Origin of the sequence: Microbacterium sp. NPDC056569 (genome assembly GCF_042793475.1) — a bacterium.
Taxonomy (GTDB): domain Bacteria; phylum Actinomycetota; class Actinomycetes; order Actinomycetales; family Microbacteriaceae; genus Microbacterium.
Window position 1 is genome coordinate 1 of sequence record NZ_JBHTUV010000009.1, and the last position, 12,323, is coordinate 12,323.

Annotated in this window: 9 protein-coding genes; 1 reads left to right on the forward strand and 8 read right to left on the reverse strand. The window is 70.0% G+C overall.

What is annotated here, in order from left to right; genetic code table 11:
• Positions 1-292: 292 nt before the first annotated feature.
• From ACFQ7C_RS11610 to ACFQ7C_RS11645, 8 genes are all read right to left on the reverse strand, one after another.
• Positions 293-1,498, reverse strand: a complete 1,206-nt coding sequence (locus ACFQ7C_RS11610) for a PLP-dependent aminotransferase family protein (protein ID WP_378900831.1) — start codon at positions 1,496-1,498, stop codon at positions 293-295.
• A gap of 15 nt (positions 1,499-1,513) precedes the next feature.
• Positions 1,514-3,139 carry a dipeptide ABC transporter ATP-binding protein gene (locus tag ACFQ7C_RS11615; RefSeq protein WP_378900834.1) on the reverse strand — a complete coding sequence of 542 codons (1,626 nt, stop codon included), beginning with the start codon at positions 3,137-3,139 and terminating at the stop codon, positions 1,514-1,516.
• Between the two features lie 20 nt (positions 3,140-3,159).
• Positions 3,160-4,005 (reverse strand): ABC transporter permease, encoded by an 846-nt coding sequence (locus tag ACFQ7C_RS11620; RefSeq protein WP_378900837.1) that lies wholly within the window; start codon positions 4,003-4,005, stop codon positions 3,160-3,162.
• On the reverse strand, positions 4,002-5,024 hold the full coding sequence (locus tag ACFQ7C_RS11625) for an ABC transporter permease (RefSeq protein WP_378900840.1): 1,023 nt from the start codon (positions 5,022-5,024) through the stop codon (positions 4,002-4,004). Before ACFQ7C_RS11625 ends, ACFQ7C_RS11620 begins: the two co-directional genes overlap by 4 nt.
• A 69-nt stretch (positions 5,025-5,093) precedes the next feature.
• On the reverse strand, positions 5,094-6,755 hold the full coding sequence (locus tag ACFQ7C_RS11630) for an ABC transporter substrate-binding protein (RefSeq protein WP_378900843.1): 1,662 nt from the start codon (positions 6,753-6,755) through the stop codon (positions 5,094-5,096).
• 83 nt (positions 6,756-6,838) lie between these two features.
• The gene (locus ACFQ7C_RS11635) at positions 6,839-8,263 is read right to left on the reverse strand and encodes an FAD-binding oxidoreductase (RefSeq protein ID WP_378900846.1); all 1,425 of its coding nucleotides are present in this window, start codon (positions 8,261-8,263) and stop codon (positions 6,839-6,841) included.
• A 700-nt stretch (positions 8,264-8,963) separates the two neighbouring features.
• Positions 8,964-9,413: a hypothetical protein gene (locus ACFQ7C_RS11640; protein WP_378900849.1), complete on the reverse strand. Its 450-nt coding sequence runs from the start codon at positions 9,411-9,413 to the stop codon at positions 8,964-8,966.
• A gap of 100 nt (positions 9,414-9,513) precedes the next feature.
• Positions 9,514-10,047, reverse strand: coding sequence for a hypothetical protein (locus tag ACFQ7C_RS11645; RefSeq protein ID WP_378900852.1), 534 nt, complete (start codon positions 10,045-10,047; stop codon positions 9,514-9,516).
• 449 nt (positions 10,048-10,496) lie between these two features.
• Between ACFQ7C_RS11645 and ACFQ7C_RS11650 the strand changes: the two genes are divergently transcribed.
• On the forward strand, positions 10,497-12,305 hold the full coding sequence (locus tag ACFQ7C_RS11650) for a protein kinase (protein ID WP_378900855.1): 1,809 nt from the start codon (positions 10,497-10,499) through the stop codon (positions 12,303-12,305).
• Positions 12,306-12,323 lie beyond the last annotated feature (18 nt).

Here is a 12,323-nt window from a genome sequence, read left to right on the forward strand (position 1 = left end):
CGTTCCAGACGCTCGTCGAGAACGGCATCGAGGCGGGCACCCAGAAGGAGGGCTCGATCGAGGGCCTCTTCGACCTGCGCCTGCTCAACGAACAGTTCGAGGCCGACGGCGCCGACACCGTCTCGGCAGCAGGGCTCGGCGAGGACTGAACATGAGCACCGCACCCGCCTCCGCCTAGCGAGGCTCGGGCCTGATACGCCCACACGAGAGGGAACGGCATGCCCGCCGTTCCCTCTCGTGTGTCATTCGGCTCGCATCCGCATCCACCAGTTCGAGCTCAGCTAGCCAAACGTCAGCCGCGCTGCCGCTGCAGCGCACGACCGAGCCGAGCGGCCGCTTCGGCGAGGCGATCCTCGCCGGTGTCGCCGAAGGCGAGACGCAGGTGCCGCGCGGCATCCGTTCCGGGTCCGGAGGGGAAGAACGAGCCGCGCTGGTACTCCACGCCCTCGGCGCTCGCGTCGTCGGCGAGCCGATCGGGGTCGATGTCCGCGTCGCGCAGGCGCGGCCAGAGGAACAGGCCGCCTTCCGGCACCGCGACGTCGAACGCACCGGGCGCTTCCCGTTCCATCGCCTCGGCCAGCGTCCGCGCACGGGAGGCATAGAGCGCGCGCGCCCGGTCGAGGGTCGCGTCGAACAGTGCGGGGTCGCGAGTCAGCAGGTCGGCGACGACGGCCTGTACGAAGGTCGACGAGTGCGAGTCCTGGCGGCTGCGCAGCGCGATGACGTCGGGCGCGAGCCGCTCGGGCAGAACCAGCCAGCCCAGGCGCAGTCCGGGCCCGAGGGTCTTGGTGAAGGTGTTGACGTGGATGACGTGCTCGGAGTAGTTGAACGGCTCCTCCTCGGGCGCCGCGCCGGCGAAGCGTAGCTCGCGGTAGGGGTTGTCGGCGAACACGACGAACCCGTAGTGCTCCGCGAGCCGGACCAGCTCGCGCCGGCCATCGAGCGGCAGGGATCCCTGCGTCGGGTTGTGGAAGTCCGGGACGGTGTAGAGCGCGGCCGGCCGCGCACCGTCCTGCAGGAGCCCGCCGAGCTCGTCGACGTCGATGCCGTTCGCGCCCACCCGCACCGGAAGCGTGCGTGCCGCTGAAAGCTCGAGACCACGCAGGAAGAGCGGGAAGATCGGGTTGTCGACGGCGACGAGATCGCCGCGTTCGACGGTCGTCTGGATGGCGAGAGCGAGTCCATGGAAGCCGCCGTTCGTGACCACGATGCGCGAGACCGGCACGCCCTCGCGTGCCGCGATCCACTCCCGCAGTGCCGGAATGCCTTCGGTGCGGGAGTACTGCAGTGCCGGCAGGCCCGGCTGCGCGAGCACGCGAGCGGTCGCCTCGGCCAGTTCGCGCGCGGGCAGGACCGACGGATCGGGAATGCCGCCGAGCAGCTCGATCGCGTCGGCGCGGCGCTCGCGCAGCGTCTGGTCGCCGAAGCCCTTCGGATCGGTGAGCGCCGCTACCAGGGTGGTGCGTCGGTCGAGGGTGGGTAGTGTGTCGAGGGTCATCACGGACTCCAGTTCTCAGGCGGTGCGGGCGAGTTCGGTGGGGATGTGCGATCCGGGGCGCGGGATCGCCGACAGGAGCGACTTCGTGTAGTCGTCCTGCGGATCGGAGAAGACGCTGTCGACGGGGCCGCTCTCGACGACCCTGCCGCTGCGCAGCACGGAGACGGAGTCGGCGACCTGCCGGACGAGCGCGAGGTCGTGCGACACGAACAGGTAGGTGAGCCCGCGTTGGGCTTGGAGCGTCAGCAGCACCTCGATGATGTCGGCCTGCACGCTCACGTCGAGCGCGCTCGTGGGCTCGTCGAGCACGATGACGTCGGGCTCGAGCACGAGCGCCCGCGCGATCGCGACGCGCTGTCGCTGACCGCCCGACAGCTCGGCGGGCCGGCGACGGGCATGGGCGGGCGTGAGGCCGACAGCCGCCAGGGTCTCGGCCACGCGGGCCGCGCGCTCGCGGCGCGCGCCGACCCGGTACCGTTCGAGCGGCTCGCGCACGATGGCGCCGACGCGCCACGAGGGGTCGAGCGACGTGAAGGGGTTCTGGTAAACGAGCTGCAGATGACGCCGGATGCTGCGCACCGCGTCCGCGCTGCGGCCGACGACCGTTTCGCCGTCGACGAGGAGGGTGCCGGCATCCGGATGCTCGAGACCGAGGAGCGTCCGCAGCGCCGTCGTCTTGCCCGATCCCGATTCGCCGACGAGGGCATGGGTCGTCCCGGCAGGGACGGAGAACGACACGTCGTCGAGCGCCTTCACGCCGCTACCGTCAGCGGAGAAGGTCTTCGTGAGACCCGACACCTCGATCCGCAACGGCGCGCCGACGACGGGCAGCCGGTCCGCTCGCAGTGCGGCGTAGCGCTCGGGGTTGAGCGCCGGCGCATCCGCCTGCAGTCGAACCGTGTAGTCCGATCCAGGCTGGGCGAACACGTCTGCGGTGGTCCCGGCATCCTGTACTCGTCCGTCCTTCAGGACCACGATGCGATCGGTGCGCTCACCGGCGATCGCGAGGTCGTGCGTGATGAGCAGCAGGCCGATGCCGCGCTCGATCTGCAGCTGGGTCAGGAGGTCGAGGATGCGCTTCTGGATCGTGACGTCGAGCGCGCTCGTGGGCTCGTCGGCCACGATGAGCGAGGGCGCTGGAATCAGTGCCAGGCCGATGAGCACGCGCTGGAGCATGCCGCCCGACAGCTGGTGCGGGTACGAGTCGTAGACGCGCTGCGGGTCGGAGAGCCCGACCTTCTGGAATGTGTCGAGGATGAGCAGGCGCCGGGCCTTCGCGTCGCGCGGCTCGATGAGCGCGGCGGCTTCGTGGGCCTGCGCGCCGATGCGACGGACGGGGTTGAGTGCGTTCGCGGGATCCTGCGGGACGAAGCCGATCTGCCGGCCGCGCAGCGGGCGGAACCGCCGCTCCGGCAGAGACAGCGTCTCGGTGCCCTGGAACTGCACGCGTCCCCGCGCGCGAGCGCCGTCGGGCAGCAGGCGCAGGATCGAGCGGGCGATCGTTGATTTGCCCGATCCGGACTCGCCGATGAGCGCGAGGCTCTCGCCGCGGGCGAGGCTGAAGCCCGCGTCGAAGACGACCGGGGTCGATCCGTACGAGACCGACAGGCCGTCGACGCGGAGGAGGTCGGAGGAGGTCATGAGGATCCTTCTGTCTTCGGTCAGGAGGTCTTGCGCAGCCAGCGGCTGATGCGGTTGATGGAGAGCACCGTCGCGACGGTGACGAGCGCGGGGTAGAGCACGAGCCACGGGGCACGCGGGTAGTCCTTGCCGGACGAGATGAGCAGTCCCCAGTCCGATGCGGGCGGCGGGTCGCCGTAGCCGAGGAAGGCGAGCCCGGCGATGACGAGGATCGACAGGCCGAACTGCAGCACGGCGAGGGTGAGCACCGAGCGCGACGCGTTCGGCAGCACGTGCCGGAAGAGGATGTGGCCGCGCGAGCCGCCTTGGAGCGCGGATGCCTCGACGAAGACCGCACGCCTGGTCTTGATGACCTCCGACCGCATGACGCGGGCGAACACGGCGACCGCCGAGACGCCGGTCGCGATCGCGGCGTTGATGGTCTGGAAACCCAGCGCGCTGACGATGACGACGGCGAGGAGGAAGCTGGGGATGGCGAGCAGCACGTCGACGACGCGTGCGAGCGCGATGTCCGTCCATCCGGCGAAGAAGCCGGCGACCAGCCCGATCGCGCCACCGACGACGACTCCGATCCCGACCGCGACGAGCGCGCTCAGCACGGAGGACTGGGTGCCGAACACGACGCGCGCGAACTGATCGCGGCCCAGCTGGTCGGTGCCGAAGAGGTGCTCGAGGCTCGGCGGCAGGAACTTGTCGGCCGGAACGCCGATCGCGGGGTCGTACGAGGTGAACAGCGCGGGGACGCTCGCCCAGGCGAGCACGACGGCGAGGGCGATGAATGATGCGACGACGGTGGGCGGCACGACCGCGGCGAAGGCGCGGCCGGCGGTGAGGGGGCGTCGGATCGTGAGGGCGGCGCCGGTCATATGACGCTCACCTCCTCCTGGAGCGGGGTCCGGATCGGCTGCTCGGCGACGGGCGACGCGTCGCGCGAGCGGAGGGTCCGCTCGAGGCTCACGCGCGGGTCGAGCAGGGGGTAGGCGAGGTCGGCGATGAGGTTCACGACCACGAAGACGACGGCCGCGAGCGAGACGACCGCCTGCAGCACCGGCAGATCCTGGCTGGCGACGGCGCGCTGCACGAGCGTGCCGATACCGGTGCGGCCGAAGATCGTCTCGGTGATGAGCGAGCCGCCGAGCAGCTCGCCGACGATGAGCGCCAGGACGGTGATCGTCGGCAGCGCCGAGGGTTTGACGAGGTGCCGCGCGAACAGCCGGGTGCGGCGCAGGCCCTGTGAACGGGCGACGGCGACGTACTCCTGGCGTGACTCGTGATCGAGGTTGGCGATGAGCACCTCGGCGAGCTGGGCCGACACGGGGATGCCTAGGGCGATCGCTGCGAAGAACGTGGACCAGGGACTCTCGGCGTCGATGATGCGGAAAAGTCCGAGGCCGAACGCGAAAACCTGGATGAGCAGCAGGCCGATGACGAAGTTAGGCACGGACAGGAACAGCGATGGCAGCGCGCGCAGGAGGCCCTGCCCGTACTTCGCGGGCAGCACCTGGGTGCCCCACGCGATGAGGGCGGCCAGGATGACCGCCACGACCAGCGCCGTCGACGCGAGGATGAGCGTGGACGGCAGCGCCTCGGCGATGAGCTGGCCCACCGGGAGGTTGGAGCGCAACGAGATGCCGAAGTCACCGGTGAGGAACCGCGTCAGCGAGGTCCACAGCTGAGTCAGCAGCGGCTCGTCGAGCCCGTAGTAGGCGATGATGCGGTCGATGTCTTCCTGCGTGAACCCGTTGTCGGGGTTCTTCAGGGTGCTGGACACCGGATCGCCGGGGAGCACACTGATCACGAAGAACGTGAAGACATAGGCGAGCAGCACCACGACGATCGCCTGCGCCGTGCGCGAGAGCGCGAAACGCGCGTAGGGGGATTTCATCTCGGCATCCTCGGGATCGGGACCGGATGTCGGGGCGCCGCGTTCGCGGAGGAGCGGCGCCCCGACGGGTCAGCGGTCGAGCCAGGCGGTGAAGTAGTTCGCGTAGGCGAGGCCGTTGTAGGTGACGTCCTTCACCTCGGAGGATTGGACGTAGACGCGCTGCACGATCTGGGTGATCGGCGCGAAGTAGCCCTTCTCGAGGACGTACTGCTGCAGCTCGTCGAACACTGGCTCACGAGACTCGCGGTCGGTCGCAGAGGAGAGCTGGGCGGCGAGGTCGTTCAGGGTCTCGTCGCTGGTGCCGACCTTGAACCAGTCCTCATCGCCAGGGTTGCTCGCCGTCAGCACCCCGGGGATGGTCCCGATGTCGACGAAGCTGCGCGTGATCTCCGTGGCCTGCAGGGTCTTGTTGCCGATCACCTTCTCGCCGTAGGTCACCACGTCGTACGCCTCGATGTCGACCTTGAAGCCGATCTCGGCGAGCTGCTGCGCGACGAGCTCGTCGATCGCCTTGGAGGTGGCGAGATACGGGTTCGGGTAGAGCGTCAGCGCGAGCTGCTGCCCATCCTTCTCCCGGACGCCGTCGGCGCCTTCCACCCAGCCGGCATCGTCCAGCAGCTGCTGGGCGGCGTCGGCGTCGTACGCGAACGCGTCGGTGTGGTCGGTGGCCTCCGGCACGTTGCTCTGCACGAACGACTCGGCGGCGAACCAGTCCTCGGTGTAAACGGTGGACAGAATCTCATCGCGGTCGATGCCGTGCGTGAACGCCTGGCGCACCGCCTCCTCGCCGAACGGTGCTGCCGTCGTATTGAGGGCATAGCCGTTGACGAAGCCGAGGTAGCGCGGCACCGCGACCTCGAAGCCCTCCGCCTTCAGCGCGTCGAGCTCCTGCGGCGACGCGTTGTACGCGACATCCGCCTGCCCCGACTGCACCGAGCCCGTGCGCAACGTCGGCTCGGCCACGATCTTGTACGTGATCGAGTCGAGGTAGGCCGGGCCCTCGTGCTCCAGAGCCTCAGGACCCCAGTCGTAGTCGTCGCGCTTGGTCAGGACGACGCTGTCGCCCTCTTTCCACGACTCGACCACGAACGGACCGCTGCCGATGTCGTTCGACAGATCCGCCTGCTCTTCCGCCGGAAGCGCCAGCGACTCGGGCGAGATCAGGATCGAGCCGTGATAGGCGAGCGTCGGGATGAAGCTCAGCGTCGCCTTCGAGAACGTCACCTTCACCGTCGTGTCGCCGACGGCCTCCGCGCCGACGTAGTTCGCCGACGGGAACAGCCCGATGCGGGCGATGCCCTTGTCGGGGTCGCCCTTCGCCCAGATGTCAATGTTCGCGACGACGGCCGCGGCGTCGACCGGGGTTCCGTCGGAGAAGGTGACGCCGTCCTTGAGGTGGATCGTGAACTCCGTCGCCGCGTCGTTCTGCTCCCAGCTCTCGGCGACCCACGGGCTGAGTTCACCGTCACCGTCGACGTAGATGAGCTTGTCGGTCAGATGCCCCCAGACGTGACCCTGGTAGCTCGAGATCGAGCTGGAGTTGGGAATCCAGGTGGCGCCGAGCGAGTCGATGAGGAAGGTGAGGTCGCCGCCCTCCTTTGGCTCGCCCGAGCCGGAGCTCGCCTGCGGGGCGGTGCCGCTGGCGCAGCCGGCGACGAGGGCGATGGTCGCCAATGCCGTGGTGGCGGCGAGGGCGGCTCGCCGCAGCGGGTGTCGGGTACGGGTGGTCATGGTGTTTCCTTGCGGTGTGTGAGGGGGTGAGGTTCGGCGTGGGTGCTGCCGCCGATGGTCCGGGACCGGTGAGGCCCCGAGGTTCAAAGGGCCTTGCCCGGGTTGAGCAGTTCGAACGGATCGAAGGCAGCCTTCACGGCGAGCTGCGCCTCGAGGCTGCGAGGCGAGAGCTCCAGCGCCGCGAGCTCGCGCTTGACCGTGCCGATGCCGTGCTCGCCGCTCACCGTCCCGCCGAGCGACAGCGCGAGGCGCGCGAGCTCGTCGGACGCGTCATGGAGCTCAGCCGGCGGGACGAGCGGGTCTGCGCCGTCGGGGATCGGCCTGGTGATGACGGGATGGAGGTTGCCGTCCCCCGCGTGCGCGACGGCGCCGATTTCGACCCCGAAACGCTGTTCGAGTTCCGGGAGCGCGGCGTACACGTCGGGGATGCGCGATTTGGGCACGGCGATGTCACCGCCGGCGAACCACGAGCGCTCGTCCAAGCCGCGCCCGCCCCGACGGAGTGCCCACAGCGCCTCGCCCGCAGCATCCCTCTCCTGGGTGACCCTCCCACCGACCGCCTCGAGGGCGTCGCGAAGGTCGGCGAACTGCTCGTCGATCCCGTAGCCGTCGAGCTCGATGAGCAGGAGCGAACCGCCACGGATGCTGAGATCTGTGCCGCGGTGCTGATCGATGTTGGCGAGCGTGCGGCCGTCGAGGAACTCGATGACGGCCGGGCGCACCGAGCTGCGCGTGATGGCGGAAAGTGCGGATGCCCCGGCCGCGGTCGTGTCGAAGAACGCCGACACCGTTCGACGGGCGACCGGGAGGGGGCGCACCCGGACGGTCGCACGGACGACGATGCCGAGCACTCCCTCCGAGCCGACGAACAGCGAGACGAGGTCGAAACCGGTGACACCCTTGATCGACCGGTGGCCGATCGTGATGAGCTCGCCGTCGGCGAGCACCACGTCGAGAGCGAGCACCGACTCGCGCGTCACGCCGTACTTCGCGCAGCGCAGACCCCCGGCGTTGGTGGCGACGTTGCCGCCGATCGTCGAGATCTCGTAGCTTGCGGGGTCGGGCGCATAGAACAGGCCCCACGCCGCGAGATGTTCGTTGAGCGCGGCGTTCAGCACCCCCGGTTCGACGACGGCGACCTCGTCGAGCGGGGCGACCTCGACGATGCGGTCGAGCCGCTCCGTCGAGAGGACGAGCTGGGCAGCGGTGGCCGAGGCTCCGCCAGAGAGACCCGTGCCGGCGCCGCGCGGCACGATCGTCACGCCGTGGCGGGCGGCGGCGCGGACGACCTCCTGGACCTCCTCGGTGGTGGCCGGGAGCGCGACGGCGGGACCGGATGCCGCGTCCCCGCGCGCCCGCCGCGTGGCAGCGTCGTCGAGGTAGGCGATCGTCTGGACGGACGGGGCGAGCACCGCGATGTGCGGGAAGCTCGCCGCGAGGTCGTCGATCACGTCGGCCAGCGCGCTGATGCGGGTGGTGGGTTCGCTGACGGGAGCCGTAGCAGCCATTGGGGGGCCTTTCGCAGGGAATCTCGAAGCGGAGCAGGTACCCCTCCGCGGCTTCCCCAGACCGTAGGAAACTCCCCGCGGTCGTGCGCTGCCACGTGTCACCCGGCGTCCGAGTGAGTCACGGCTCGTCGCACAGCGTCACGCGACGACATCTTCTTGGACTCGGTTCAGCTAAGCCGCGGGCCGCCCTCTGCGAGATCAGCGGGCGCGAGAGCGGCACCGTCTGCACGCACACGAAGCGCCGAGGCCGGCCGCGCGACGGCGCAGCTGCAACCAGATCCCAGCGCAGGCTCGGGCCGATCGCCCGCCGATGGCCCGCTTCCGTGCTTGACCCGCATGGGGATCGAAGCTGCACTTGCCTGCTGGCATGCTGGTCGGATGGACGTCGACGGATCGCACCCATTCCGGCGTCGAGCACCGACACCGCCGCATTCGCCCGCTGAGGGCTCCGGTGGCGGGGAGGAACCTAGGGTGGACGCATGAGTGAGCGTCCCGCAGACCCCATGGCCTGCCCGACGTGCGGCGACCGCTTGTCGTTCGAGATTCTCGACGACGAGAAGTTCCTTGTCGTCTGGTCCTGTGTTAACTGTGGCCTCGTCCGCACGACCGAACCCGCGTAACCCGGGTTCCCTCATCTGACACAGCCCGGCATCCACCTCACCCGGGCAATGCCTGCATGGGGACCCGGCGGTGGCGCCGATCAGCCCCGCCGGCGTCGGCCCGGGCGCGCGTCCTGCCGTGTCGTGTGCCGCCACGGCCCTACACTCCACAGCGCCCACGCGATAAGGATCGGCTGAAGGAACAGCCGGATGAATCGGGCGCGATCCGTGCGCAGCAGCGGCGCCGGGCGCCCGGTGCGCCAGTGGTGAACGTTCCCCGGGAAGACCGCGACGAAGAAGGCCGCCGTCAGTGCCCCGACGGTGCGGCGCTCACGCGGAAGCGCCATTAGAGCACCGCCGAGCATGATCTCGACAACCCCTGACGTCACGACAATCGCGTCCTTATCGAGTCCGGTCGCGCGGGGCGCCCAGTCGGGGACTGCGATCTGGAAGCCTCGCCGTGCCCAGAACAGGTGGGACAGCCCCATGTAGGCGAGGAATCCGCCGAGAAGCGTCCGAGTGCCGACTCGCGCAATTGCCCTCAACGTCATCGCGCCAGTCTGGCAGGCCTCCCGCGCTCCAGGCGGGATCGAGTTGCACGTGACCGCCCGGGACGCTCCTTGAGCGCGCACCGCCCGCATGCCGGTGGCCTTAGTCGGAGGGTGCGGCCTGGGTGGCCTGCCCGGTCGACGCGGCTTGGGCCTCGCCCGCGTCGTGGAGGTGCAGAGCCTGGGTCATCCCGAGCGCTCGCGAGATCCGCTGTTCGTCCGGTTCGAGGTCGCCCGCGCTCAGCGGCACGATCTGGGGGCGGTCGACACGACGCCGCGTGCCGTCGGTGCGCAGGAATCCTTCTCCGGAGGCGAGGAGATTCTGCACCCACGACGCCTCGGCGCCGTACACGAGGGCGATGCGCCAGCCATCACCCTCGGCGCGCGCTCCGACCGGGGTCTCGTAGCGCCGGCCGGTGCGGCGCCCGACGTGCTCGATGACCGAGAATTGCTCGCCCGCACCGCCCGCCGTGCGCAGCACCTCGGGGTTGATGACGTCGCGCTGGAACCGGACGAACGCCTGGAACAGGCGGCCGCGGCGGCCGCGCACGGCGAGGATGCCCACCGCGAGCGTCGCCGCCGTCGCGACGATCGCAACCACCAGCAGGGCTCCCAGGGATCTGAGCATGGTCTTCATCACGTCTCCCGCTGCGACTCGTCAGGTCGGACGGTCCGTAGGCCGGGCTCCGACGTCGGCTTACCACCATTCGTCCGCGGCCACGGTACTCGGTCTCGCCCCGGCCACGCCAGGAACCCCCGGGGAGTCGCGACACGCGGGCGCCCGATGGTCCTCGCGCCGGATACTGACTCTCGGGCTCGAACGTACGGGCGATGATCCGCTCGACGGCCGCCGGCTGGCGACGGACAGCGATGAGCGCACGCAGGGCGAGATCCACCGTTTCGCGATTGGAGGTCGTGCCGGCGAGTGCCTTCGCCTGGCGCAGCTCGTTCGGGTCGCGACGCCCGCGTGGGCATCCATTGACGTGAGCGGTGCAGCGGCCCACATTGTGGCCTCGGGTGCAAGCCCCTCGGACATTCGTGGCGGCGGCGTAGCCTTCGCGGGAGGTTCTGAGGGGCGGCACACCCATGAGTACTCCTTCCGCCCTTGTCGCCGACCGCTATCGGCTCGTGAAGCTGCTGGGTGCGGGCGGGATGGGGGTCGTCTGGCAGGCGTGGGACACACGCCTTCGGCGGTCCGTCGCGCTCAAGATGCTGCGCACGCAACCGGAGCTCACCGACGCCGAGCGCCACGTCGCCACCGAGAGGGCGATGCGTGAGGCGCGGATCACGGCAGGCCTCCACCACCTCCACGCGGTCACCGTCTTCGATGTCGTGGAGCACGATGGTCAGCCCTGCATCGTGATGCAGCTGATCGAGTCCACGCCGCTATCGGAGCTGCTGCGCGAACACGGCACTTTCACTGCGGCCGAGGCGGCGCGCATCGGCGCGCAGGTCGCGTCGGCCCTCGCGGCCGCGCACGAGCTCAAGATCGTTCACCGGGACGTGAAGCCCGGGAACATCCTGATCGGGGCCGATGGTTCGGCGTTGATCAGCGACTTCGGCATCTCGCACGCACTCGGGGACACCACCATCACCGCTACCGGGATGATCCATGGCACACCGGCCTATCTCGCACCAGAAGTGGCACGCGGCCTCCCGACGAGCTTCGCCTCGGACGTCTTCTCGCTCGGGTCGACGCTGTACGCGGTAGTCGAGGGCGCCCCACCGTTCGGCACCGACAAGAACGCGATCGCCCTGCTCCATCGAGTCGCGCGAGGTGGCTACGCTACCCCGAAGCACGCCGGGCCGCTGGCACCGCTGCTGCGGAAGATGCTCGCGTCGCACCCGAAGCGGCGTCCGACGATGGCTTCGGTCGCTGACGCGCTGGCGTCCCTGTCGATCCCGAACTCTGGCCCGATCGCCGACCCCGGGCTTGTCGCGCTCGGGTTCGGGCCTGACACCGCCGACGCGTCGGTCGAAGTCGACGCCCCGGGCGTGCCGCTGACGCCGCGCGACCCCCCGCTGACCCGCCCCATCGACGCCTCGGGCGTCGAGACCGAGCCGCTCGCGAGCACACCGCCTGCCATCCCGGCCGAGCCGGCGCAGGACGACGCTCCGGCGCCCGAGGTGGCGAAGGACACCGGACCGCGGACCGCGAGCCTCCCCACGGGAGAGACCATCTCCGTGGATCAGCCCGCCCGCTACGAGGCGCCGACAGCAGAGACGGAACCGTTGGGCCGAGCTGCATCCGCCGGCACGGTTGCAGCCGCGTCCGCGACGCTGCCTGCCTGGGTCACCCACGAACCGCCCGCGGAAGCACCTGCTGGCCGGCCGCGTCGCCGTCGGGAGATCGTCGCGGCGGTGCTGGTCGTCGTGGTCACGGTCGCCGTCGGTGTCACGCTCCTGCTCAACTCATTGCGAGCGGATCCCCGTCAAGACGCCGTGCCGACACCCGTTGAGACGCCGACGATGAGCCCCGCCGAAGAGACCCCGGTGCCCCGGCCCGCCGCTCCCTCACCCGATCCGACACCGTCGCGCGCCGATCCCACCCCGACGGCGACCTCGGTGACACCCGAGCAGCGCGTGGTCGCAGCCATCTCCGACTACTACGCGATGATGCCAGGGCGCCGCGAGGAGGCGTGGCCCCTCATGACAGCCGACTACCAGGAGAACCACGCCGGTGGGCGCAGCGGTTACGAGAGCTTCTGGTCGACGATCTCTGACGTCGCGGTGACGGATGCTGCCGCCACAGGCCCGGACAGCGGTCAGGCGACGCTCACTTACCGCTTCGTGGGCGGCCGAGTCGTCCAAGAAGTGACGGCCTACCGATTCCAGGACGAGGGCGGAGTCCTCAAGATCGCCGCGACAGAGGTTCTGAGCAGCCGGCAACTCTGACAGGACTGCCGGCTCTCT